General features: G+C 42.4%; 21 protein-coding genes. 10 read left to right on the top strand and 11 right to left on the bottom strand.

What is annotated here, in order from left to right; translation table 11 throughout:
- A partial coding sequence (locus RMY64_RS10915; RefSeq protein ID WP_322700023.1) for a hypothetical protein occupies positions 1 to 295 on the bottom strand: 295 nt, incomplete at its 3' end.
- A gap of 9 nt (positions 296 to 304) precedes the next feature.
- The gene (locus tag RMY64_RS10910) at positions 305 to 649 is read right to left on the bottom strand and encodes a CU044_2847 family protein (RefSeq protein WP_322700022.1); all 345 of its coding nucleotides are present in this window, start codon (positions 647 to 649) and stop codon (positions 305 to 307) included.
- Positions 650 to 835: 186 nt separating this feature from the next.
- Between RMY64_RS10910 and RMY64_RS10905 the strand changes: the two genes are divergently transcribed.
- Both RMY64_RS10905 and RMY64_RS10900 read left to right on the top strand, forming a co-directional pair.
- Positions 836 to 1,981 carry a hybrid sensor histidine kinase/response regulator gene (locus RMY64_RS10905; protein ID WP_322700021.1) on the top strand — a complete coding sequence of 382 codons (1,146 nt, stop codon included), beginning with the start codon at positions 836 to 838 and terminating at the stop codon, positions 1,979 to 1,981.
- Between the two features lie 187 nt (positions 1,982 to 2,168).
- Complete coding sequence (locus RMY64_RS10900) at positions 2,169 to 3,551, top strand: aldehyde dehydrogenase (RefSeq protein WP_322700020.1); 1,383 nt, start codon at positions 2,169 to 2,171, stop codon at positions 3,549 to 3,551.
- Positions 3,552 to 3,627: 76 nt separating this feature from the next.
- Here RMY64_RS10900 and RMY64_RS10895 read toward each other — a convergent pair whose 3' ends face one another.
- From RMY64_RS10895 to RMY64_RS10885, 3 genes are all read right to left on the bottom strand, one after another.
- The gene (locus tag RMY64_RS10895; protein WP_322669681.1) at positions 3,628 to 4,233 is read right to left on the bottom strand and encodes a sulfite oxidase-like oxidoreductase; all 606 of its coding nucleotides are present in this window, start codon (positions 4,231 to 4,233) and stop codon (positions 3,628 to 3,630) included.
- A 295-nt stretch (positions 4,234 to 4,528) separates the two neighbouring features.
- Positions 4,529 to 4,702, bottom strand: a complete 174-nt coding sequence (gene rpmF, locus RMY64_RS10890) for a 50S ribosomal protein L32 (RefSeq protein ID WP_094328804.1) — start codon at positions 4,700 to 4,702, stop codon at positions 4,529 to 4,531.
- A gap of 320 nt (positions 4,703 to 5,022) precedes the next feature.
- Positions 5,023 to 5,514: a hypothetical protein gene (locus RMY64_RS10885; RefSeq protein WP_094348614.1), complete on the bottom strand. Its 492-nt coding sequence runs from the start codon at positions 5,512 to 5,514 to the stop codon at positions 5,023 to 5,025.
- A gap of 203 nt (positions 5,515 to 5,717) precedes the next feature.
- Here RMY64_RS10885 and RMY64_RS10880 point away from each other — a divergent pair, with 203 nt between their 5' ends.
- Positions 5,718 to 7,595: a caspase family protein gene (locus RMY64_RS10880; protein ID WP_322669680.1), complete on the top strand. Its 1,878-nt coding sequence runs from the start codon at positions 5,718 to 5,720 to the stop codon at positions 7,593 to 7,595.
- Between the two features lie 90 nt (positions 7,596 to 7,685).
- Here the strand turns inward: RMY64_RS10880 and RMY64_RS10875 are convergent, their stop codons facing one another.
- Positions 7,686 to 8,063: a Mo-dependent nitrogenase C-terminal domain-containing protein gene (locus RMY64_RS10875; protein ID WP_322669679.1), complete on the bottom strand. Its 378-nt coding sequence runs from the start codon at positions 8,061 to 8,063 to the stop codon at positions 7,686 to 7,688.
- Positions 8,064 to 8,582: 519 nt separating this feature from the next.
- Here RMY64_RS10875 and RMY64_RS10870 point away from each other — a divergent pair.
- Positions 8,583 to 9,194 carry a hypothetical protein gene (locus RMY64_RS10870; protein ID WP_322669678.1) on the top strand — a complete coding sequence of 204 codons (612 nt, stop codon included), beginning with the start codon at positions 8,583 to 8,585 and terminating at the stop codon, positions 9,192 to 9,194.
- Between the two features lie 179 nt (positions 9,195 to 9,373).
- Here the strand turns inward: RMY64_RS10870 and RMY64_RS10865 are convergent, their stop codons facing one another.
- The 3 genes from RMY64_RS10865 to RMY64_RS10855 all read right to left on the bottom strand — a co-directional run bounded on the left by RMY64_RS10865 (position 9,374) and on the right by RMY64_RS10855 (position 13,564).
- Entirely contained in the window at positions 9,374 to 11,146 is a 1,773-nt protein-coding gene (locus tag RMY64_RS10865) for a ribonuclease J (RefSeq protein WP_322669677.1), read from the bottom strand.
- A 277-nt stretch (positions 11,147 to 11,423) separates the two neighbouring features.
- Positions 11,424 to 12,308, bottom strand: a complete 885-nt coding sequence (gene dapA, locus RMY64_RS10860; protein WP_322669676.1) for a 4-hydroxy-tetrahydrodipicolinate synthase — start codon at positions 12,306 to 12,308, stop codon at positions 11,424 to 11,426.
- Positions 12,309 to 12,526: 218 nt separating this feature from the next.
- On the bottom strand, positions 12,527 to 13,564 hold the full coding sequence (locus RMY64_RS10855; protein ID WP_322669675.1) for an aspartate-semialdehyde dehydrogenase: 1,038 nt from the start codon (positions 13,562 to 13,564) through the stop codon (positions 12,527 to 12,529).
- 874 nt (positions 13,565 to 14,438) lie between these two features.
- On the opposite strand from RMY64_RS10855, the gene tig reads away from it, so the two are divergent.
- From tig to RMY64_RS10835, 4 genes are all read left to right on the top strand, one after another.
- Positions 14,439 to 15,878, top strand: a complete 1,440-nt coding sequence (tig, locus tag RMY64_RS10850) for a trigger factor (protein WP_322700019.1) — start codon at positions 14,439 to 14,441, stop codon at positions 15,876 to 15,878.
- Positions 15,879 to 16,221: 343 nt separating this feature from the next.
- Positions 16,222 to 16,920 carry an ATP-dependent Clp endopeptidase proteolytic subunit ClpP gene (clpP, locus tag RMY64_RS10845; protein WP_104905916.1) on the top strand — a complete coding sequence of 233 codons (699 nt, stop codon included), beginning with the start codon at positions 16,222 to 16,224 and terminating at the stop codon, positions 16,918 to 16,920.
- A gap of 9 nt (positions 16,921 to 16,929) precedes the next feature.
- On the top strand, positions 16,930 to 18,270 hold the full coding sequence (gene clpX / locus RMY64_RS10840) for an ATP-dependent protease ATP-binding subunit ClpX (RefSeq protein ID WP_322669673.1): 1,341 nt from the start codon (positions 16,930 to 16,932) through the stop codon (positions 18,268 to 18,270).
- Positions 18,271 to 18,367: 97 nt separating this feature from the next.
- Positions 18,368 to 19,288, top strand: a complete 921-nt coding sequence (locus tag RMY64_RS10835; protein ID WP_322700018.1) for an alpha/beta hydrolase — start codon at positions 18,368 to 18,370, stop codon at positions 19,286 to 19,288.
- A gap of 14 nt (positions 19,289 to 19,302) precedes the next feature.
- Here RMY64_RS10835 and RMY64_RS10830 read toward each other — a convergent pair whose 3' ends face one another.
- Positions 19,303 to 20,502 (bottom strand): FAD-dependent monooxygenase, encoded by a 1,200-nt coding sequence (locus RMY64_RS10830; RefSeq protein ID WP_322700039.1) that lies wholly within the window; start codon positions 20,500 to 20,502, stop codon positions 19,303 to 19,305.
- 54 nt (positions 20,503 to 20,556) lie between these two features.
- Positions 20,557 to 21,540, bottom strand: coding sequence for a GntR family transcriptional regulator (locus RMY64_RS10825; RefSeq protein WP_322687641.1), 984 nt, complete (start codon positions 21,538 to 21,540; stop codon positions 20,557 to 20,559).
- A 285-nt stretch (positions 21,541 to 21,825) separates the two neighbouring features.
- Between RMY64_RS10825 and RMY64_RS10820 the strand changes: the two genes are divergently transcribed.
- Together RMY64_RS10820 and RMY64_RS10815 are read left to right on the top strand one after the other, a co-directional pair.
- The gene (locus RMY64_RS10820; RefSeq protein ID WP_322700017.1) at positions 21,826 to 22,566 is read left to right on the top strand and encodes a dienelactone hydrolase family protein; all 741 of its coding nucleotides are present in this window, start codon (positions 21,826 to 21,828) and stop codon (positions 22,564 to 22,566) included.
- Positions 22,567 to 22,694: 128 nt separating this feature from the next.
- Positions 22,695 to 23,597, top strand: coding sequence for a S1 RNA-binding domain-containing protein (locus RMY64_RS10815; protein ID WP_322700016.1), 903 nt, complete (start codon positions 22,695 to 22,697; stop codon positions 23,595 to 23,597).
- Positions 23,598 to 24,032: the final 435 nt, after the last annotated feature.

Raw genomic sequence — 24,032 nt, 5'->3', positions numbered from 1 at the left:
ATTGGCATAACACACCGATGTATTGGCATAACACACCGATGTATTGGCATAACACACCGATGTATTGGCATAACACGTCGATCGCCTGTTTTGTGGTGAGAGTGCGATCGCCTAAATAAACCAACTCAACCCCTTGCCCATTGATTCGCACTTCTTCCCAACCCCCTGCCAATTCAAGTACATGAGCGCAGGTGAGTAAATGTCCATTGGGTGAGATAAAAAAGCCCGTGCCTTGGATGCAACCTTCTGGAGTAGCGATCGCCACGGTACAAGCTTTAACTAATTCCCAATTCATGAAAATTTATTACTTGTTTTCTTCAAGTGCCAGTTTCCAAGTTATTTTCACCTTCAGTAATGCCTGCCCAGTGGATTTGACCACATAAACCGAGCCTTTGGCGGTAAAATTTACCCCAAACTCAACTTCTTTGCTTACAGGTTGCGATTCTTGCTGCAAGGTACGAAATGCCTTTGTAATTGGGCGACACCCGCGAACAATCAAATCCTTAACTGCATCGAAGTTAGCCTCTACTTTTTCTATGAGTAACTCACCAGTGGGCGATACACGACCTACTGATGCATCTGGTAGTTCAACTGCTACCAAAATCGTGCCCCCATCCTCTGTATTCAGTTCTAGAAGCTTACAAGCCATAATTTAATTAGCTTGTCGCTATATCTAAAAAAGGTAAGTAAAGTTGTTTTGAAAGTCAATTTGTATAAATTTGTTAGATAAACAATTTTTTTTGAAGAAAATATATCTAAGGGTAATATCTAGTAAAACTATACCAAGAAAGCAATTTCTCTAAAAATTTACTTTTATCTCGTATCTTGCATCTATATGACTTCACAATCTTCTCGCTCTGACAAAATTCTGGTTGTTGATGACTCTCCTGATAACGTGTTTTTGATCAAAACTATTTTGGAGGAAGAAGGTTACACCATTAGCACCGCCGAAAATGGAATTTCGGCCTTGGCAGAATTGAAAGCTTCTCCTTGTGATTTAGTTCTGCTGGATTTGATGATGCCAGGTATGGACGGGTACGAAGTCACTAAGCACATTCGTGGAGAGATGAAATTGCCGCAATACATTCCCATATTGTTAATAACTGCCCACGATGCGCCCAACGTCGCCCACGGACTAGACTTGGGTGCTGATGATTTTATCCGCAAACCTGTAACAGTAGACGAATTGCTGGCACGAGTGCGATCGCTCCTACGTTTGAAGCATAGTATGGATGAACGTGATGAAATTGCCCGCCAGCGAGAAGATTTTGTCTCCCGTCTCACCCACGACTTACGCACTCCCTTGGTAGCTGCCGATCGAATGTTGATGCTATTTCAGCAAGGGGCATTGGGAACATTATCAACGCAAATGCAGGAAGTAATCGCCATCATGGCCCGTAGCAATATCAACCTGCTTTCTATGGTGAATACTTTATTGGAAGTTTATCGTTTTGAAGCGGGTCGCAAAAGTTTGGCGTTTCAACCGGTTAATCTGGGTCAATTACTAGATGAAGTGACTGGAGAATTGTCACCCTTAGCTCAAGATAAAACACTGTCCCTAAATTTGGATGTTACTGAAGAGTCAGTCACAAATACAGTGATGGGCGATCGCTTGGAACTACATCGTTTATTTACCAATCTCATCGGAAATGCGATCAAATTTACCGACTCCGGGTCTATTACTATTCGTTTTACTTCTCAACGCCATTTCAACAAAAGTAATCAATCTCAGTTCTCTGAAACATCCAATTCCGTTGACTACATTAGAATTGAAATAGCGGATACTGGCCCAGGTATTCGCCCTGAAGAACAAGCCACTATATTTGAACGATTTCGCCAAGGCAGTCATAAGAGTTCTGGTAGTGGCTTAGGACTGTATCTTGCTCGTCGAATTGTCGAGGCACATCAAGGCATTATTCTGCTTAATTCCGAGTTGGGCAAAGGTAGTATATTTATTGTGCTTCTACCCACCAAAGCATGAAAAACTAGTAATTATAAATTATGAATTATAGAGTTTTTTATCCTGGTAATTCATGATTTATAACCTTACTAGTATCTACGATAATTTAAAGTAAAAAATTAAATCAGAAAATCAAATGCTAACAATTGAGAAATTAAATATGCTGAGATAACAGCATTAAACAAATAGTTTTTAATAGGAAAAAACAATGATTACCACTGAATTATCTAACATTGGCAATATTATCCAGAATCAGCGAGAGTTTTTTCAAACGGGCAAAACTAAAGATGTAACTTTTCGCATTGAACAACTGAAAAATCTTAAGCAAGCAATTATCGAACATGAACAGTCAATAGTCGAGGCATTACAAGCGGATTTACATAAACCAGAAGTAGAAACTTACCTTACAGAAATCAGCGTAATTAAGGATATTGATTACGCCATCAAACATCTTCAAAACTGGAGTAAACCCCAAAAAGCAGCGGTTTCCTGGGATTTTTTTTCCTACTCAGCAAAAATTTATCCAGAACCATTAGGGGTTGTCTTAATTATCGGGCCTTGGAACTATCCATTTCAGTTAATTATCTCACCGTTAATAGGTGCGATCGCAGCCGGTAATTGTGCAATTATCAAACCTTCAGAAATAGCTTCTCATACGTCTGATGTCATTGCTAAGATTATTGCCAAACATTTTGACCCTGCTTATCTTGCAGTGATTGAAGGAGGCGTGGAAGCAAGTCAAAAACTACTTGCAGAAAAGTTTGACCATATCTTTTTTACTGGTGGTACAGCCGTCGGCAAAATCATTATGGCAGCAGCAGCAAAATATCTTACACCAGTGACTTTAGAATTGGGTGGTAAAAGTCCTTGCATTGTAGATACTGACATTAATATTGAACATACTGTCAGACGAATTACTTGGGGCAAATTTATTAATGCGGGACAAACTTGTATCGCCCCCGACTATCTTTTAGTTAATAAAACAATCAAGAAAGATTTAATAGATGGTTTGGAAAAATCTTTAAAAGAATTTTATGGTGATAATCCAGCAAACAGCCCTGATTATGCCCGGATTATCAGTGAAAAACACTTTGAGAGATTAGTTAGTTTTCTTAAAGATGGAAAAGTTGTCATCGGTGGAGAAAATCAACCTTCAGAGCGTTATATTGCTCCAACACTAATTGATAATGTCTCACTAGAAGATTCTGTCATGCAGGAAGAAATTTTTGGCCCTATTCTACCCATCATTGAATATACTGACATTGCAGAAGCGATCGCCTTGATTAACTCTAGACCCAAACCTTTGGCGTTATACTTATTTTCTCAAGATAAAAACCTGCAAAAGCGAGTTTTGCAGGAAACTTCCTCTGGTGGAGTTTGTATTAACGACACAGTTATGCAGGTTGGTGTCTCGTCTTTACCATTTGGTGGAGTGGGAGATAGCGGTATTGGCAACTATCACGGCAAAGCTAGCTTTGACACCTTTTCCCATCAGAAAAGTGTATTGCAAAACTCCTTCTGGCTCGATTTAAAATGGCGATACGCTCCATATCAGGGCAAATTGCCGCTAATCAAGAAACTTTTAGGATAGAAGTTATGAGTTATGAGTTATGAGTTATGAGTTATGAATTTTTAACTCCTAACTCTAAACTTCTAACTTCTAACTATTAAATCCCAAAAGCGTTGCTGTAACGCTCCTCAGCCCAAGGTTCACCACGGCGATGGTAGCCATTGCGCTCCCAAAAACCAAGTTCTTCAGCAGCTAAAAATTCCAAACCATTAATCCACTTAGCACTTTTCCAAGCGTAGAGGTGGGGTACAACTAGCCTCATCGGCCCACCGTGTTCAGATGGAAGGTCTTCACCAAAGACTTTAAAAGCAAAGAAGTTTTCTTCGCGCAGAAAATCTTCTACAGAAATATTGGTGGTGTAGCCGCCATAGCAGTGTTCCATAACATGGGCTACTTTCGGGTCTAATTCAATCAGACCCATAAAATCTGTAACTTTAATGCCAGTCCATTTGACATCAAGTTTAGACCAGCGCGTTACACAGTGGAAGTCAGCTGTGAATTCGTGTTGAGGTAGCGCCATAAAATCTGACCAACTAAAGGTAGTAGATTTTGCTAAACCCCAAACTCGAAACTCCCATTCCTCAGTGCTGACTTTGGGAGTTTCGCCGTAAGTTAATACGGGGAAACCTTTAGCTAAGTGTTGACCAGGAGGGACGCGTTCGCTTTCTTCTTTACCTGGTTTCTGAAAAAATTTTCCTATCATAATTAGAGAAAAATAAGTTTTCTCAAGATGTTTACAAGCTTTTTTGCTGAGTTGCCAACAGCACCAGATGTTTTACTCTTTATATAAACTCTTGAATGATAGGTAATGGGTAATGGATATTTCCAATTACTCACTACCAATTTTTTTCGATCTAATGAGCTTATGTAGAGTGTCTATGACTCATAATGCAATCAGGAAAGCTAAGAAAAAGCATTTATCTAGCGATCGGAAGTTTGATTGTTGAGTTTGGCAATCAAATCTATCGGCGCTATTCGTGCTTTTCCTGACTGAGAAATTATGATTCTTCTTCCTCTTCTTCAGCAGCTGGATAAACAAATGTAGAACGTCCAGTCAAAATTGACTTACCCAAAGATAGGGCTTTTTGAGCTTCAACGACGGCTTTATGCCTCCAGGTAGCTCGACGTTTATCTCGTTTTGATTTGGAAGTTTTCTTCTTAGGAACAGCCATGTCAGCAGATATCGCGATTTTTGACAACCTTCTTATTCTAGGCCATCCACTGACGCCAAAGACAACAGTTGAGTCAGGAATAAGTAAGTTGGGTTAAGACTGACGCTAGGACGCGGGAACAGCAAGAATGACTTTCTTTTAAGGACTGACAAGAAATAATTATCCATATTCAGGGTGGGCATCCTGCCCGCCCTGAATATGGGACGGGTGAGGACACCCATCCCACAAGAAAATTTGGGATATTTTTTATTTGGAAGTCCCTAAGTTCCCCCAAGGTTCCGAGCCAAAAAAGCTTTGGCTCGGACTTCTAGCTCAACCCGTCATTTTGGCGTTGACACAGCGCTAGCTGCTGGAACTTGATTAGAGTTATTTTCAAAGAAAAGTAAAGATCGCGCAGTTTTGAAGTAAGTGGCCCAATTTTGAGCATCAGGACGCGATCGCCATTGAGGACGACTGACATCTAATGTCAGGACTGGTGCGATCGCTCCATAATTTTGTACGGATACAATTATGGAAACATCTGTCACCAAGATATCTTGGTCGAAGCTCCTTTGAGCAGCTGCCCTAGCGACCGCTTCCGCTCTCCTGAGAACGGTTTCATAGTTTTCTTCTGGCAGGCGGTCGATAGCTAGATCGACTCTAGCGGTGTAAGCTCGCACAAGCTGCGGTGCGATCGCTTCCATCAAAAACCACGCAGGAACAGTAGATATAAGCAAAACTACTAAAGGAATTATCCGGATTCTTCTGGCAATTTGGCTAATAACTGAAAAGGGAGCGAGCGATGATGGTAGGTGAGCAGAAATTTTGCTCATGACCTTCTATCTCCTTAGTAATGATCTGTTATTGAAATTAGGTAAAGGTATTTTCCGGCTAAATAACGTAATAAAAATTACATTTTAACTTAAGATTCAATCAGAATCACCTAGACTATAAGACATAGGTTAGCTTTGTTTGATTTGACAAAGCCAACCGCAATTTTAAGACCAGCAAACAACAATAACTGACAAAGAGCGGGATGGCAAATTACTGGGCGATCGCGATTGGTATCAATCAATATCAGTTATTTCAACCTTTAAGTTGTGCCCAAGCAGATGCTGAGGCACTAGAAGATTTTTTGGTGACAGAGGCAGGTTTTCTCTCCAAGCACTGTCTAGTGATGACAGATACTTCGCCGCCGATTGGGGATAGATCGACTTACCCGACGAAGGAAAATATTTTGCTGCTACTTGAAGATTTGGCAGCAACAAGTTGGCAACCGGAAGACTATCTGTGGTTATTTTTTAGCGGCTATGGAGTTAATTACAAGGGTAAAGATTACTTAATGCCAGCAGAGGGGAACCCGGAACTGGTGCAAGAGACTGGCATAGAATTGCGATCGCTAATGCAAAGTCTACAACTTGCCAATCTGAATGTATTGCTACTACTCGATATCAACCGCGCTTTTGGTACTCAAGCGGATGCTCCCGTTGGTGAAGAAACAATAGAACTAGCCCAAGAACTACAACTGGCGACTATTCTTTCTTGCCAACCAGAGCAATTTTCCCATGAGAGTAGCGAACTAGGTCACGGATTCTTTACAGCAGCTTTGTTAGAAGCTTTGCGTTCTGGTAATGGCAGCAACTTGGCAGATTTAGAAAGCTACCTCAGCCTGATCGTGCCAAAGTTATGTCACCACCACTGGCGTCCTATCCAAAACCCCGCCACGATCATCCCATCAAGGCAGCAAGTAATCTTGCCAAAATTGGCAATGGAAAGTGATTTTCAGCCAGAACCGATAATTTATCCTGAAGAATCTTTTGCTGTTGCTCTTGCAGCCCCTCCCCTTGACGATTCCTCTAAAACTTCAGCAACTCAGGGCAGACGGGGAGAAGCTAGTGTTAACTCCTCCCAACAGGCGAAAGGTCAAAAAGTCCAAGAGTCAGGTGGCGGATTAGTTGCCCAGCCAATGCCGGAAACTTCCTTGGGAGTGAATACCAAAGGAAGATTTATCCCCAATTCCTCTAAAGGTTACGTCTCTCGATTGCCAGCGAATCAGCCAAGCATCCCTTTTTGGAAACAGTTTATCTTGTGGGGCGGAGGCAGCTTACTGGTAGCAGGTTTAATCGCCGTAGTTTTTCTGCGTAATCAAGAAACTTTTAGAATTAAGCAAATATCAAGTGCATTACCCAATGCTACTGTTAGCGATCGCCAGGTTGTCGAGAATTTACCAAGCGATGTCTCCGACGGGCTACGCCTACGCACTCCACCAGTTAGACTCAAAAATCAATCTAGCGCCCAAATAACCTCTAGTTCCGAGTCGAAAAAGCGGAATCAAGCAGTATTAGACCTGGCGAAAATGTCGCTCAGACAAACTCAGGCTAGCGATTTGAGCATGGCGATCGCTACAGCCCGAAAAATTCAACCTGGTGAACCACTGTACGAACAAGCTCAAGAGAATATTAAGATTTGGAGCCAGATGATTTTAGATTTAGCAGAAGGTCGTGCTAAACAAAGACAGTATGCAAGCGCTATTGCTGCGGCTCGATTAATTACCAAAGATGAAGCCCCCTACGCGAAGGCACAAGCAGCAATTAACCTGTGGCGCTTAGAGGGTAAGCAGTATGTGAGTAACAAAACTCTTTTAGATGCAGCGAATGCCTTAATTAAGCCCGAACAGGCATCTACCTACAATCGGGCGATCGAAGTTGCCAAGAAAGTACCACCCGGACAACCAGGCTTCGATACTGCCCAAAAATCGATCGATAAATGGAGTGAGAAAATTTTAGACTTGGCAAAGCGTCGCGCCGCCGAAGGAGAACGTAATGCCGCAATTGCAACCGCAGCCTTAGTGCCAGAGGAGACAGGCGCTTACGAAGATGCTCAGGATGCCATCCAAAAATGGCAAAAGAAATAGTAAAAAAATAGTAAAAAATAGCAGAGAGTTAGGAGTTAGGAGTTATATTATTGATCCCTGAGTCGTTATTCCTTACTCCTAACTTTTCCCTCAACAGTACTGAGATATATCTTCGCCGCATTCATCGGCTAGATAGCACATCGCTCGGAAACGTAAACCAACCACTTCTTCATATAAGGGGTTGAGCTTGCACATCGGCGGGATGTGAAACAAGGTCTTGCCAAATAATTTGACATCGCGCTCAAAGGGGCATTGAGATGGAATCAGTTTGCACAAACGGTGAGCTAGTTGGCGATCGCGGACTTGAATGTTTTCTACTCGCTGCCGTAAGGGTTGGAGAATATCCCAGTAAGGCTTGGAAACAGAATGGTTTAGCTGGGTTGCTTTATGGTCAGTAGTCTCTGCTTGATTGATTGATACCCAGCTAGCCAGAAAAATCTTTTTTGTGGTATTGTCGAATACCTTCATGGTTAACCCTCTGTGTTATTGAGGCTATTCACCTTTTTGATGAATATATACAACGTGGCAACGAACTTTCCCGGAAAAATCGCGTTCTGACTGCGATATAATGTAATACCTGATTAGCCACTTAAGTCAGAACCTAATTTATTACTACGTCAAGTTAATCGCAAATTTCTGGGGATCGGTAGTGTAATATTACGATCTTGTTCATAACTTGACACAGTTTAAATTTTAATAAAGACATCCATCATTGGATAGGTTTTAGTGTAACATTTACAGAACTTAATATAAGGTCTTTCTAAAAGAATTTTTGCTAAGTATAAACATCAGTAATACTCTAGAAGGCATTTTTCCTCTCCGTGTTCCCACTTTCTCACGTAAGTGTGTCTTGTTCATCGCTGGCTGAATACTGTAGAAGTAATGATTTTCGATCGAGTAGAATCGATTGCATTTCACAAAACTAGGTTGGCAGTGGCAATTTGAGAATGATACAGTCTGAAGCGTTAAAATCAGATGAGCTTGCTTATGGTTTCTGTATTCTACAGCGCAATTCCTCCTGACAGTACGCTGTATGCACGGCTTCTACGTGAAAAGGCACTCAGTATCCTTGTAGCTTATCTTTTCCCCTATGGTTGCGGCATTTTCCGCTTTTTTGAAATTGAGCCTGAAGAGATTGACGAAATCGTGGAAGATGTTATCGAAACAGAACAAGAGACTTTTGGATCTGAGCTAGAAGCAAATTGGGTAATCGCACAATTGCGGTCTGAGTTAAGGCTTACTCGTCAAGTGTATCCAGGGATTGAAGATAGAACAGCAACACTAGAAAAATCATCTGCTGAGATCAAGGAACGTTTGTCGCAAGAGCTATCGAGAAGAAAGTTTGCAAATGCCGATGAGATTGTTGAAAAGCTCATGTTCGGAGATCAAACTTTTGCTCTAACTCTATTGTCAGCAGAGGAGTCATTAGGACTGATATCCCGTGAGCTAGTCAGTGAAGGGGCCAGCATTTTTCGACAGATCGATCCTGAAACAGTGTTTGCAAGAAATGAATGGTGTTTTGAAGACTTCGAGCGATGGAGAAATTTGTATCTTTCAGCAGCCGAGAAAAATGAGGAGATATTGGTTGCAGTTGCTTGAGGCCACAGCAACCTAACAAGTGAGATCGCCTCCAATAACTATAGATAATTTCTATACGCATTACAAAAGAAAGCGCAAAGACGTTCAGAAAAATTCTGTGTCTTTGCGCCAATCGAAATTTGAGCCGTGAAAGCCACTGCTCAAACTTCTCTCTGTATGAGATTTTTACCTGAAATTTTCTATGATGCTACCTGAGCAGCAGTCCGAGTCCGCCGTCTTCTCCCATCAGCAACTTTTACAGGTGGCTCATCAGGAATTTGCATCAACAAAGTCACAGATGGCTGACATTGCAATTCCCGACGGATGGAACGTTGCAATTCTCGTTCTAAAGTACCTTGCAATCCACCCCAGTCTATATCTGCTGCTTCACCTTGCTCAGGAGCAAATTCTGTCCAGCGCACCGTGAGGATTTCTTCAATGCGTTGTTTTACCCAGGTTTGCAGGAGCGATCGCTCTACACTTGTAACTACACCCCGGAGGTGAGTTTCTGGTTTTGCTAACAGTTTACCATTCCAATCAATGGCAGCTGCGATCGTAATAATGCCTTCTGAAGCCATGCGTTGCCGTTCTTGCAGCACTTTCGCACTTACCATACCCGAACTAGTAGTATCCACCAGTTCTATACCAGATGGCACTTTCCCAGCGACGCAAATGGCATCTTCTGTCAATTCGACAATATCACCATTCTGAATGATAATCGTGTTTTCTGCGGGAATGCCCATACTCTGAGCCGTTTCTGCGTGCTTCACTAGCATCCGATGTTCGCCGTGAAATGGCACAAAGAATTTCGGTCGAGTTAAGGCAATCATCAGTTTTTGTTCTTCCTGACAGCCATGACCGGAGACGTGAATTCCTTTATCCCGTCCATAGACCACTTTCGCACCTTGAATCATTAATTTATCAATGGTGTTGACTACGGCGATCGTATTTCCGGGAATTGGGTTAGCAGAGAATACTACCGTATCTCCTTCGCGGATTTTAATGTGAGGATGTTCTTTGTTAGCAATGCGGGTCATGGCTGCCATCAATTCACCCTGAGAACCTGTAGTTAAAATCAGCACTCTTTCATCGGGTAGGTTGCGGACAGCGTGCAATGGTTGCAGCAGATTGTCTTCACACTTGATGTAACCTAAATTGCGGGCATGAGCAATCAAGTTCAGCATGGAACGCCCGACAACTGTCACTACACGATTCTGCTTCTTGGCAATATCCAAAATCATGTTGATGCGATGGACGCTAGAAGCAAAGGTCGTGACAAATAATCGCCCAGGTGCTTGACTAAATACTCTCTCCAGATTGGGATAAACTGAACGTTCTGAAGGTGTAAATCCTGGCACTTCCGAATTAGTGGAATCACTTAGTAAACAAAGAACGCCTTTTTCTCCATGTTCTGCTAGGCGTTGCAAGTCAAACTTTTCACCATCCACTGGGGTGTGATCGATTTTAAAATCCCCTGTGTGAATAACTACACCCAGGGGAGTATGAATGGCAACTGTGAAACTATCAGCGATGGAGTGAGTATTACGGATATATTCAACTAAAAAGTTTTTGCCAATCCGCACCACATCACGTGGTAGAACTGTTCTGATTTCTGTGCGATCGCGGACTCCTGCTTCTTCTAATTTACCCTCTAGCATTGCCATTGCTAATCTGGGGCCATAGATCACCGGAATATCAAATTGCTTGAGATGAAAAGCAATCCCGCCGATATGGTCTTCATGACCGTGAGTCACGATCATCCCTTTAATTTTGTGCCGATTTTCCCGCAGATAGGTCATATCTGGTAAAACAATATTGACTCCATGCATCATTTCTGTGGGAAAAGCTAATCCTGCATCTAACAGGATAATTTCATCGTCATACTCGAAAAGACAGGTATTTTTACCAATTTCATGCAAACCGCCCAAAGGAATAATTTTCAAGGCGGAATTATTAGCTTCGTTTTTAGCCATTTTCTCCTTAGATTGTTACTTTTGATTAATTAAGTTGATAGTTAACTTTCCTTGTATTTCAGACAACATCTGTCTTTTAAGCCAGTCCCAAAGCAATCAAGTTTTAATTGAAGATTTCAATTTTTTATTCAATAAAATCAACTGTAAAACTCAAGGATTCATAGTATATCTATCAGTCCTAGCACAGGTTTTTAAATGCAACTTATGAACAATTACGATCGTTGTGTATATGTATCTTTGGCAAGGAGGAGACTATCAACATTTAAATAGCTGGTGGTTAAATTAAACTAAGTTCTTTCAGAATCGCTTCTAACTTTTGACTTACTTCTAAATCAGCTTCACATAGCGGCGGACGAGTTGAACCAACCTCCCAACCTTGAAGTTGCAGTGCTTTTTTCACTGGAATGGGATTTGAAGTAAGAAATAAAGCTTTAAACAAGGGAAATAATTGGAGATGAATGTCGCTTGCTACCTCAACTTTTCCCGCCCTAAAAGCTTGAATCATCTGCTGTAGTTGGTTTCCTACCAGATGAGAAGCCACACTTACCACACCCTTTGCCCCGATCGCTAACAAGGGCAAAGTCATGTAATCATCACCAGAATAGATGTGGAATTCTTTTGGTGTCAAGCGACGAATAACGCTAGCCTGATCTATATTACCAGTGGATTCTTTAATCCCGACAATATTGTTAACCTCAGCTAACCGGGCAACTGTTTCTGGCTGAAGGTTTTGTCCGGTACGACCTGGGACATTATATAACAACAACGGTAAGTCGGGACAGGCTTGTGCTATTGCCTTAAAGTGCGCTTCCAATCCCGCTTGCGGCGGTTTGTTGTAATAAGGAACAACTTGTAAGGAACCATGTACTCCTATTTTAGACGCTTTTTGGGTGGCTGCGATCGCTTCTTTGGTGGAATTCGATCCACAACCTGCGATTACCTTGGCTTTTCCGGCCACGGACTGCAATACCTCGACAAACAACTGGTATTCCTCATCCCAACTTAGTGTCGGGGATTCTCCGGTTGTGCCGCACATCACCAATGTATCTGTACCGTTGTTAGCTAGATGCGCCGCCAGTTCTGCCGCTACATCATAGTTGACACTACCATCTGCTTTAAATGGCGTAATCATAGCGGTTAAAACATTGCCAAAATCTCCCACCCTTTTTTCACTCCTGATTACCCATGTTTTTATATCTTGGTGGTTCTCTATTGTAATAACCTATCTGCAAATTGCTTTCAAGTGTCATTAGTCATTTGTTATTTGTCCTTTGTCATTTGTCATTTTACTAATTACCAATGACTAATACAACTCTTGGAGAGGCTGCGCCCGAAGCGTAGCTATGCCGCAGGCTTTACGACTACGCTCAGTACAAGTGACTAATGACTAATAGCTAATGGTTTAAGTAGATTTTTCTCTACTAACAATTCGGCTATTTGTACTGCATTCAATGCTGCACCTTTGCGAATTTGGTCGCCACATAACCATAATTCCAAGCCACAAGGATGAGAAATATCCTGGCGAATTCTTCCCACTAAAACTTCATCTCGACCGGTTGCTTCTATTGGCATCGGAAAATGATTCGTTCCCCAATCTTCTACCAATTTTACTCCCGGGGAGGAATTTAAAATTTCTTTGGCTTCCTTCGCACTAAAAGGAGTCTCAAATTCTAAATTAATGGCTTCTGAGTGAGCGCGGAGTACGGGAACCCGTATACAGGTTGCAGTGATTCTGATTTGCTGCGTACCAAATATTTTTCGGGTTTCGTTGACCATTTTCATTTCTTCCTCACAGTAACCCAAATCGTTTAATGGGGAGTTATGCGGGAATAAATTAAATGCCAATGGATAAGGCAATATTTCGGCAATCGCTGGCTGTCCTTGTAGTATAGCGCTTGTTTGGGTTTTAACTTCTGCCATTGCCCTAGCTCCAGCACCACTAGCAGATTGGTAGGTTGCAGCGACGATGCGTTGCACTGGTTTAACTTTATGCAATGGCCAGACTGCCACAGACATTAAAATTGTTGTGCAGTTGGGGTTAGCAATAATGCCTTGGTGATGCGCCGCAGCTTGGGGATTCACCTCTGGTACTACTAAGGGAACTTCCGGGTTCATCCGAAAAGCACTGGAGTTGTCAATTACCACTGCGCCCTTTTCCACAGCAACTGCTGCCCAAGTTTTGGATGTGGAACCGCCTGCACTAGCTAGTACTATATCGACATTTTCAAAGGCGCGATCGCTCACTGCCTCTATTGGTATATTTTCACCTTTAAACCGCAGCGATCGCCCCGCACTCCGCTCTGATGCCAATAACTTCAAGTCAGCAACCGGAAAATTACGACTTTCTAATAATTCCAGCAACTCTGTGCCTACTGCACCAGTAGCTCCTAAAATAGCTAAACGATAGGATTTCGACAAACTTGCTTCCTCCTTATTAAGAGACTTAATCTGCAATTTCTTGGAACAATGGACAATTTAGTTATATTTAAATAGCGATCGCAGTCTGGAAATACATTTTAAATAGGTTTAAATTTTTCTTTCATTTAATATATCTTTATATATTTAATACATTTTTTTATAATGTTGCATTTTAAAATAACGCCAATTTTTTCATCAATAACTATAACTATATATTATACAATAAACCGCTATTTATCAGAAAAAGGGAGATATCTGCATTTAGGGGTTTAACAAGCATCCTTCCTGTAAAGAAACAAATGTATTGGCTACAAACTTGTTTACCAAAGATGATGAATATACTACGAGCTAAATGCAAAAAGCCAGCACAACACAAAACTGAGCTATGTGGTTAAGTGACAGATGCACTCTCGTACCACACATAACTTAATAATAGCTAGATAATAGCTAGACTCAATACTATAACTTTAATTTGAGGTACTAACCACTCTTTGAGACCAGGATATCACGGCGTTAGCCCACTGAATAATTAATTCCCAAGTTTTAGAGTGAGTCGGGGGTGAAGAAGGGAATAGCGTATTAGGTTACAGGGTAGAGGTGACAGGGTAAGGGTTACAGATTATTTCCCTATCACCTCCCCCTTAATATCAATGCCCCATTAACCAAATTGTTATGAAAGTAAAATGTCAAGTCCTTGATAATTGGCAGTAAACTGGATCTTTGCCCCAAGACAAACATCCATCCTTGGATGTCACAAGACCTTTTGGCAAACTTCCATTGCCCTAAGAGACATCAAGCTATAAACGCAAACAATTATTTTATTGCGTTTTGTGTGTACTCGGAGTATAAAATACCAGAAAACTAGAGACGAAGCATGAAAGTTACCCAGGAAAAACTTCCCGCCAGCCAAATTGGCCTGGAAATAGAGATTACGCCGGAAATTACCAAGCAAACTTACGAACAGGTCATTAAAAACTTAGCGAGTACTGCCAATATTCCTGGGTTTCGTAAAGGCAAGGTGCCTCGGCCGATATTACTACAACGGCTGGGTACAACTCGAATCAAGGCAGCGGCACTGGAAGAACTAATTCAAGATGGCATTGAGCAAGCAGTCAAACAAGAAGCCATCCCAGCAATCGGTCAGCCGCAATTGCGCTCCTCTTTTGAGGATTTGATTAATAATTATGAACCGGGAAAACCCTTGACGATTTCGGCTGCTGTGGATGTAGAACCAGAAGTGAATCTAGTGCAGTACACTGATTTGCAAGCCAAGGCCGAAGAAGTCAAGTTCGAGCCAGAGCAAGTGGAGAACACGCTGGATAAGGAACGTCAAGAATTGGCGACATTGATTCCTGTGGAAGGACGTGCAGCTCAAATCGGCGATATTGCTGTAGTCGATTTTAAAGGTTCATTCGCCAGAGTTGAGGGCGAGGACGAAACAACAGAACTAGAACCGATTCCCGGAGCCGAAGCAACTGATTTTCAGGTTGAGTTGCAGGAAGATAAGTTTATTCCAGGCTTTATTTCGGGAATAGTGGGGATGAATCCTGAAGAAACGAAAGAAATTGCGGCACAGTTCCCAGATCCTTATGCTAATGAAGAATTAGCTGGAAAAGCGGCAACTTTTACCGTGACGCTCAAAGAACTGAAAGAAAAGGAACTACCAGAAGTAAATGACGATTTCGCCCAGGAAATCAGCGATTTTGAAACCTTAGAGGAGTTACGCGCTTCTTTGGTAGAGCGATATCAAAAAGAGGCGGACGACAAAACAAAAACCAATAAGCAGGAAGCCTTGTTAACGGAACTGCTCAAGCAGGTAGAAGTTGACTTACCAGCAACCTTGATTGAGCAAGAAGTGGATGCAATGCTAACGCAAACAGCAATCCGGCTGTCTCAGCAGGGATTGGATGTGAGAAAGCTGTTTACTCAAGATATTATTCCGCAATTGCGGGAGCGATCGCGTACTGAAGCAATTGAACGCATCAAACGCTCTTTATCCTTACGAGAAATCGGCAAACGCGAATCTATCGAGGTAACACCAGAAGAAATCGCAGCCAGAGTCACAGAACTTTTGGAACAGTACTCGGAGGAACAGGACGTTGATGAAGATAAACTGCGCTCAATCGTGGAAAACGAACTGTTAACCGAAAAAATCATCGATTGGCTCTTAGAACACTCATCAGTTGAACTTGTACCGGAAGGTTCATTGAGTACTGCGGAGGAAACGGAAGACGCAGAATCAGATGCTGATGCTGATGCACCTCAGACTGAGGAAGAAAACACCGAAACTTCTACAGAAGTTACAGAAGGATAATAAAAAATCCCACAACCATGAGTTCACCAGTTCTGAGTTAAAGTACTGGTGAAATGGGTAAGCTAAGGGATATGAGGGAGCAGAGAGCAGGGGAAAATAACCAATACCCAATGCCAATGCCCCATGCCCCATGACTCAGGGATGAAGTCAAAATAATTAAAGAATTAATGAATTTTCGGCAAATAGTGACACTTGTTATCACTTGAGCTTGATACTGTGTTACACGAGAGGAAATTATATGAGGCATAATGGTTAACACGTAGCTTATAAAAATTCCATTCGTTGAAAAGGCAGCATCTGCTGCTAAAACATTTGTCCTAAATAATTCTCAAAGAAAGCTTGTATGCTTGAATCGCAGTCGGGAAATTCCCCAATCAGCAACTTAAGTCGAATAAACATTAACTCCCAGTTAAGCAGCCCTAGCAACATCGTGCCGATGGTGATAGAGCAATCTGGCATGGGAGAAAGAGCTTTCGACATCTACTCCCGCCTGCTGCGAGAGCGGATTATCTTTTTAGGAACGCCAATAGACGATGCCGTAGCCAACTCAATTGTGGCTCAGTTGTTATTCCTAGACGCCGAAGACTCAGAAAAAGACATCCAACTGTATGTTAATTCTCCTGGCGGCTCCGTCTACGCAGGGATGGCAATCTATGATACAATACAGCAAATTCGCCCTGATGTTGTTACCATCTGTTTTGGATTAGCCGCGAGCATGGGGGCATTTTTGTTGACAGCAGGGGCTGCCGGTAAGCGAATGTCTCTGCCCGACTCCCGGATTATGATTCACCAACCACTTGGTGGTGCTCAAGGTCAAGCCATTGACATTGAAATTCAAGCCAGAGAAATTCTTTACGTTAAGGCTAAGTTGAATCAGCTAATGGCTCACCATACTGGTCAACCCTTAGAAAGAATAGAAGCAGATACTGAGCGCGACTTTTTTATGTCGGCAGAAGAGGCAAAAAACTACGGTTTGATCGATCAAGTCATTTCCAGGCAAAATCTTCCCGTAGCAGGGGAAAACGTCACCATTCTGAAATAAGAGGCTGGTATGGTTAAGTACGACTCCCATTTAAAATGTTCATTTTGTGGCAAGTCTCAAGAGCAGGTGCGTAAGTTAATCGCAGGGCCGGGAGTCTACATCTGCGATGAATGCGTTGACTTGTGTAATGAAATACTAGACGAGGAGTTGCTCGATACCAGTGGTGCGGCAGCACAACCAGCGCCAAGAGCAGAACCACCTGAAAAACGGCGTACCCACTCTGCTAGTATTTCGTTTAATCAAATACCCAAGCCAAGAGAGATTAAAAAGTATCTAGACGAACACGTTATTGGTCAAGACGAAGCGAAGAAAGTGCTTTCAGTCGCCGTTTACAATCACTACAAGCGGCTGGCGGTGATTCAGTCTAAGGCCAGTGGCAAACCTGGGGCGGATGATGCAATAGAACTGCAAAAGTCCAACATCTTGTTAATCGGCCCGACTGGTTGCGGCAAAACTCTCTTAGCACAAACCCTAGCGAAAATCCTGGATGTACCCTTTGCCGTAGCCGATGCGACGACGCTGACGGAAGCTGGGTATGTGGGAGAAGATGTGGAAAATATCTTGCTGCGACTGTTACAGGTGGCAGATTTGGATATAGAGGAAGCGCAACGGGGAATTATTTACATTGACGAAATTGACAAAATTGCTCGTAAGAGCGAGAACACGTCAATTACCCGCGATGTTTCTGGCGAAGGCGTGCAGCAAGCCTTGCTGAAAATGTTAGAGGGAACGATCGCTAATGTACCACCCCAAGGAGGGCGCAAGCATCCTTATCAAGACTGCATCCAGATTGATACAAGTAATATTTTGTTCGTCTGTGGTGGTGCCTTCGTAGGCTTAGAAAAGATTGTAGATCAGAGAGTTGGCAAAAAAGCAATCGGTTTTGTACAACCGGGAGAAGGCCAATCTAAAGAGAAACGGGCAGCAGACACGCTTCGCCATCTAGAACCGGATGATTTAGTAAAATTTGGCCTGATTCCAGAATTTATTGGGCGGATGCCAATGGTAGCAGTAGTAGATCCGCTAGATGAAGAAGCACTAATGGCGATTCTCACTCAACCACGCAGCGCGCTAGTGAAGCAGTACCAAAAACTGCTGAAGATGGATAATGTCCAGCTAGATTTTAAAGCAGATGCTTTACGAGCGATCGCTCAAGAAGCTTACCGCCGTAAAACTGGTGCGAGAGCATTACGTGGTATTGTTGAAGAATTAATGCTGGATGTAATGTATGAGTTACCATCCCGTAAGGATGTGACACGCTGTACAGTTACAAGGGAGATGGTCGAGAAGCGATCGACTGCCGAACTGATAATACATCCGTCTTCACTACCGAAGCCAGAATCAGCTTAATAGTCATTAGTGATTGGTCATTAGTCATTGGTCAAAAAATAAGGAATAATAACCATATACCAGGGACTAATGACAACTGACAAAGGACAAATGACTAATGCCTTATATTAATGTTCGTGGCGTTGAGCATTACTACGAATGGGTGAAAAAACCATCCGGTTCTTTGGTAAAACCAGTGATGGTTTTCATTCACGGTTGGGCTGGTTCGGCTAGATATTGGCAAAATACTGCTGATGCTTTATCAGAGCAATTTGATTGTTTACTCTACGATATGCGGGGATTTGGCCGTTCTGGTGGGAAGCCAACCATAGCCGAAGCAAGTGAAGCTGTTGCCGAATCGGAATCCCCCCAGGAAGAATCAGAGGCAATTAAAGAGTTAACCTATGAATTAGAGGAATACGCTGATGATTTGGCAGCTTTGTTAGATGGGTTGTATCTCCAGCGTGTTTATATCAATGCTCACTCGATGGGCGCTTCTGTTGCCACTTTATTTTTTAACCGCTATCCCGAACGAGTAGAACGAGGAATTTTAACTTGTAGCGGCATTTTTGAGTACGACGAAAAATCTTTTAGTGCTTTTCATAAATTTGGTGGTTATGTAGTAAAATTCCGTCCCAAATGGTTAAGCAAAATCCCATTTGTTGACCGGATGTTTATGGCCAGATTTCTGCATAGTTCCATACCACATTCTGAACGGCAAGCTTTTTTGGAAGATTTTCTCGAAGCAGATTATGATGCGGCTTTAGGAACAATTTTTACTTCAGTCAGTAAGGCTCAATCTGAAGTGATGCCGCAAGAGTTTGCCAAGCTGACAGTGCCTACTCTGCTTGTGGCGGGGGAGTATGACAAAATTATTCCAGCCGAGATGGGGCGTCAAGCGGCTGCATTGAATGACAAAGTGAAATTTGTGATGATTCCTAACACAGCACATTTTCCAATGTTGGAAGATGCGCCAACCTATATGCAACAGGTACAAGAGTTTTTGCAAATTAACACCCCACAACCACAAGTAGGATAATTAAGAACGGTTTTTTAGACAGTTAAGTGTACCTGTGTGATACCTTGACGCATTTTATATTGTCGTTTTAACCAAGACTTTTTAATTATTTTACGGAGCAAGGGAGCAAGTTGAATCAACAGCGATCGCAGCAGTGCATTTTTTCGCAGTAGTTCGCCTTGTTTAGCTTCTTCTAACTGGAGTTGCTGGGCGCGGATAATTTCTGGCTGACGTTCCGCTTGGATGTGCGATAGTGCCATGTCAATATTCTGGTGTCCAGCTTCTTTTTGCAACAGTGGCACAAGATGATTAGCAGCGACAATCACATCACGGAATGCGAGATTAATTCCTTGGGCACGGACGGGAGACATTGGGTGTGCAGCGTCACCTAGAAGTAATACCCCTGGTGCGTGCCATTGGGGACAATAACCAACCACAACAGAGAGCCGAATCGGAGATTCGATGGTGTCTGCATGATTACGGAAATGCTCTGCTAGCCATGAGGGTGATAGTGAGGCAAAAATCTCTGCCCAGTTGGCTTGTTTGGAGTCAGTGTTTTCGGTTGCTGACATCACCCAAGCCAGATGTAGTTTTCCTGATTCTGCTCCGTGAAAGATGGTAAATACGCGATCGCCATTTACAATAGTACGAAACACATTATCGGCTGCAAACTCAGGGCTGGCGGCAAGTTTAAACCAGAGAATATCAATATTTTTAGGCTGACGTACCAATTCCAATCCTATACGTTGTCGCACAAGAGAATTTCGACCATCTGCCCCAATCACTAAGTCAGCTTTAAGTTCTCTGCCATCGCTTAGTACTACACCTGCGACACGTTGATTACTCCACAGTAAATCTTTGACTGGAACACCTTGGATAAATTCAAATCCATCATTGGTTTGAGCTGACGAAATCAGTGCTTTTAGTAGTGGTGGTTGTGAAACCAGTGTACAGGGTTGGGTTGCTCCCATTGGTTCATCAACTCGAAACAACTGCTTGTCCCCGATAATGAATTCCCACGCGTCGAGTTGCCGATGGGGAATATCCTCTAACAACGCCAATAGACCCATTTGCTCTAGAGCATCTAAGCCACTGGGCATTAATCCTTCGCCGCGAAATACACGATGAAAGTCTTTTGCTGCTTCAATTAACGTTACAGCAATACCACGTTTTACAAGGAGCAGCGCAAGGGTTACACCTGTTGGGCCTGCGCCCACAATCACAATCTGCACTATCCCATCCCTCCTGTATCAGTTGCTCTCAAAGATGTTGGTAGAATTATCTTGAGATTAACTTAAACCCAGTTCTCGTTTTAGCAAGTTAATCGAGTTAGCGCCGATATAATTTTCCACCTTAATCAGCTTTGGTGGACGAATAATATCTTCATCAGAGGCTTGCACGGCTGCTTGTACTGCCGCAAAACTAGCTTGGTCGCTGATGATGACCTCAGCCCGCTTAACCATTGCTTGAAGTTTGTAAGCATCTTTTGGCTGCGAAGTCATCACCAATAGTTCATCGCCCCGCAAACCGTGGAGGATGACTTCTGCGGCTCTTGCAATCCCGGAACTGAGGCTAACTATCCCAACACAGTTTTCTTTTGGTAGGGTTTTCAAGAGGTTGAGTTCTTTGCTGTAGTCGTAAATATCCAGAGGAATCACCCGTGCAGCTTTTGGAGCTGCGATCGCTTCTACATTACTGATAAAATACCGACTGGTAACTACTGTGGCAGAGGTAGTTTTATCTAGCACAGCTGTTAATTCTTCCATTGCTACCAATTGCACTGGAATTTTTAGCGATCGCTCTAATTCATACACCATCAACTCACCAGCACCCATATCATAAGATGGAACTGCAACCAGTACCCGCGCACTACAACGCAAGCGCCAGTCAATTTCCGCTAAAAATAGCTCTCTAGCTTGGTTCAGCGTACATCCTTGAGAAAGCAACTCGTCAAGTGCTTGCTGGACAACTTGATATGCATCAGGATTTTGTTTGAGAATTGGTGATTGCAGCCTACTACCGCCCTCATGACCTTGGGCGCGAACATAAATACCCGAACCAGCCATACTTTCAACAAATCCGTCTTCCTCTAGTTGACGGTAAACCTTACTTATGGTATTGCGATGTAATCCCGTTTGCATTGCCAGCGCCCGTGTGCTTGGTAATTTGTAGGCTGGGGGATATTGTCGAGAAGCGATCGCAAATCGGATTTGATTAAACAGCTGGGTTGATGCGGGAATTTCGCTGTCTGGCTGAATACGGAATTGAATCATCACCAAACCTCCTGAATACTAAGTGCTGAGTGCTGAGTCTTGAGTGCTGAGGTTTGAGTCTTAGGTGTTGCTTTCCTACTCAGCACTTTTAACTCAGCATCCCCGGATAACTAGTTGATTTATTACATACAAGATTAGTTATTTACATATAAATTTTTTCTAAACTCAATTTCTAATGCTCTCACTACTGGGAACTGATAATTTAATTAGAAAAAAGCTGGGCATACTGGCATAGTTATATCAAATAAACACACGGTTAATCACACAGCACTGGTAAAAATTATTATGACAGAGCAAGCAACAATTACCACAACGGTTAATCTTTTGCAAGATAATATTCAAGTGTCTGCTTATCTAGCAGAACCAAAAGAACCTGGCTCTTACCCAGGAGTTGTAGTATTACAAGAGATTTTTGGTATCAACGCTCACATTCGGGAAGTTACAGAACGGATTGCCCAACTTGGGTATGTAGCGATGGCACCGGCACTTTTTCAACGGATTGCTCCTGGCTTTGAAACCGGATATACACCCGAAGATATTGAAACGGGCAGAAGTTACGCCATGCAAACTCAAGCCTCAGAGTTATTGAGCGATATTCAACTAGCAATTGACTACCTCAAAAATCTGCCCCAAGTGAAAAAAGATGGTTTTGGCTGTATTGGTTTCTGCTTTGGCGGTCATGTCGCATATCTTGCAGCCACCTTGCCAGATATTAAAGCTACGGCTTCCTTCTACGGTGCTGGAATTACCACTCGCACGCCGGGAGGCGGCGCTCCTACTGTTACCCGCACCAGAGAAATTTCAGGCACTCTCTATGCCTTCTTTGGTAAAGAAGATGCTAGCATCCCAGCCGAACAAGTAGATGAGATTGAAGCAGAGTTAGAAAAATATAAAATTCTTCATCATGTGTTTCGCTACGATGGAGCTGATCACGGATTTTTCTGTAACCACCGTGCCAGTTATAATCCTAAAGCTGCGGCCGATGCTTGGGAGCAAGTAAAACAACTCTTTGGTCAACTAAACTGAAGCATACGCAGCCAAGTTCGTCATTGGTCATTGGTCATTGGTGAATAACAAAGGACAAATGACAAATGACAAATGACAATCTAAACTTCAGTTGCACCATATCAAATAACAACTAATCTTCAAAAGTCATGAATTCCGAATCGAAACTTTCTCAAACAGCCAATTCGCCCTTTACAATGGACGATTTTGCCAAAGCACTAGAAAAACACGACTACCAATTTCAAAAGGGACAGCTTGTAAGTGGCAAAGTTTTCCAACTTGACCATGATGGAGCTTATGTGGATATTGGTGGCAAGTCGTCAGCTTTTCTGCCACGCGATGAGGCTTCGTTGAGAGCAGTTACCGATTTATCGGAAGTGCTGCCATTGCAAGAGGAAATGCAGTTTTTGATTATCCGAGATCAGGATGCAGAAGGGCAAGTCACCCTTTCTCGAAAGCAGTTGGAAATTCAGCACATCTGGGAACGACTGGCCGAAATGCAGGAAAATGCTCAGACTGTGCAAGTACGAGTTATGGGTGTGAATAAAGGTGGTGTAACCGTTGATATTCTTTCTTTGCGGGGATTTATCCCGCGATCGCACTTGGCAGAGCGTGATAATTTAGATGCACTCAAAGGTCAAAATCTGACCGTGGGCTTTTTGGAAATTAATAAAAACACCAACAAACTCATTCTTTCCCAGCGTTTAGCAACTCGTTCTAGCAACTTCAGCTTATTAGAACTAGGTCAACTGGTGGAAGGTAAAGTTACTGGCATCAAACCTTTTGGTGTATTTGTCGATTTAAGTGGGATGAGCGCCCTACTTCATATCAAGCAAGTAAGCCAGAAATTTATTGATTCTTTAGAAAAAGTATTTCAAGTTGGTCAGCCAATTAAAGCTGTAATTATTGACTTGGATGAAGGTAAAGGCCGAGTTGCTCTTTCTACCAGAGTTTTGGAAAACTTCCCTGGCGAAGTGCTAGAAAATTTCGATGAGGTGATGGCTTCAGCTGAGGCGCGTGCTAATAGAGCTAATAACAAAGCGTCTGAATAGTTTTGAGATGGGCTGCTTGCACAAAGTATAAATAGTGCAATTGCACCTACTGTATATGGGATTAATGGGTGAATACTGCCCAAAAATTAATCAAAAATTCAAATTGTGGGTTATTTTATTACTCCCCCTGCATCTATAAAGATGTGGGGGGATTGAAATTGGGAAAACTTTTAACAAACTTACGTTTTTTTAGTACTTTTTCAAGCTAATATATAGGGTTTTTAGTAAGCATTTTATTGATGAGAAAATAAAGACTAAAGCTATTACTAAAAAAACATTACCTATTAAGAGAAACTTGACATCCTAATAGCCTATAGCTAGTAATATGGTTAAAACAATAATTTTAGTTAGCTTTAGATAACTTTCACTTTTAACCACATAAATTCTTCTGAGTAAAACGTGTAGGCAATGCCAAAATTATGCAAGAGGTCTACC

This window comes from Nostoc sp. DedQUE08 (assembly GCF_034530895.1).
Taxonomy (GTDB): domain Bacteria; phylum Cyanobacteriota; class Cyanobacteriia; order Cyanobacteriales; family Nostocaceae; genus Nostoc.
The sequence above is the reverse complement of the archived record's forward strand: the minus strand, read 5'-3'. Positions and strand labels throughout refer to the sequence as shown.

Excerpts from the sequence above, each read along its gene's own strand:
- RMY64_RS10875 (WP_322669679.1), bottom strand. The coding sequence starts at position 8,063 with ATGAAGGTATTCGACAATACCACAAAAAAGATTTTTCTGGCTAGCTGG.
- tig (WP_322700019.1), top strand. The coding sequence starts at position 14,439 with ATGAAAGTTACCCAGGAAAAACTTCCCGCCAGCCAAATTGGCCTGGAA.
- RMY64_RS10885 (WP_094348614.1), bottom strand. The coding sequence starts at position 5,514 with ATGAGCAAAATTTCTGCTCACCTACCATCATCGCTCGCTCCCTTTTCA.
- RMY64_RS10900 (WP_322700020.1), top strand. The coding sequence starts at position 2,169 with ATGATTACCACTGAATTATCTAACATTGGCAATATTATCCAGAATCAG.
- RMY64_RS10835 (WP_322700018.1), top strand. The coding sequence starts at position 18,368 with ATGCCTTATATTAATGTTCGTGGCGTTGAGCATTACTACGAATGGGTG.
- RMY64_RS10865 (WP_322669677.1), bottom strand. The coding sequence starts at position 11,146 with ATGGCTAAAAACGAAGCTAATAATTCCGCCTTGAAAATTATTCCTTTG.
- clpX (WP_322669673.1), top strand. The coding sequence starts at position 16,930 with ATGGTTAAGTACGACTCCCATTTAAAATGTTCATTTTGTGGCAAGTCT.
- RMY64_RS10820 (WP_322700017.1), top strand. The coding sequence starts at position 21,826 with ATGACAGAGCAAGCAACAATTACCACAACGGTTAATCTTTTGCAAGAT.
- RMY64_RS10825 (WP_322687641.1), bottom strand. The coding sequence starts at position 21,540 with ATGATTCAATTCCGTATTCAGCCAGACAGCGAAATTCCCGCATCAACC.
- RMY64_RS10895 (WP_322669681.1), bottom strand. The coding sequence starts at position 4,233 with ATGATAGGAAAATTTTTTCAGAAACCAGGTAAAGAAGAAAGCGAACGC.
- RMY64_RS10905 (WP_322700021.1), top strand. The coding sequence starts at position 836 with ATGACTTCACAATCTTCTCGCTCTGACAAAATTCTGGTTGTTGATGAC.
- RMY64_RS10880 (WP_322669680.1), top strand. The coding sequence starts at position 5,718 with ATGGCAAATTACTGGGCGATCGCGATTGGTATCAATCAATATCAGTTA.
- RMY64_RS10815 (WP_322700016.1), top strand. The coding sequence starts at position 22,695 with ATGAATTCCGAATCGAAACTTTCTCAAACAGCCAATTCGCCCTTTACA.
- clpP (WP_104905916.1), top strand. The coding sequence starts at position 16,222 with ATGCTTGAATCGCAGTCGGGAAATTCCCCAATCAGCAACTTAAGTCGA.
- rpmF (WP_094328804.1), bottom strand. The coding sequence starts at position 4,702 with ATGGCTGTTCCTAAGAAGAAAACTTCCAAATCAAAACGAGATAAACGT.
- RMY64_RS10870 (WP_322669678.1), top strand. The coding sequence starts at position 8,583 with ATGGTTTCTGTATTCTACAGCGCAATTCCTCCTGACAGTACGCTGTAT.
- RMY64_RS10910 (WP_322700022.1), bottom strand. The coding sequence starts at position 649 with ATGGCTTGTAAGCTTCTAGAACTGAATACAGAGGATGGGGGCACGATT.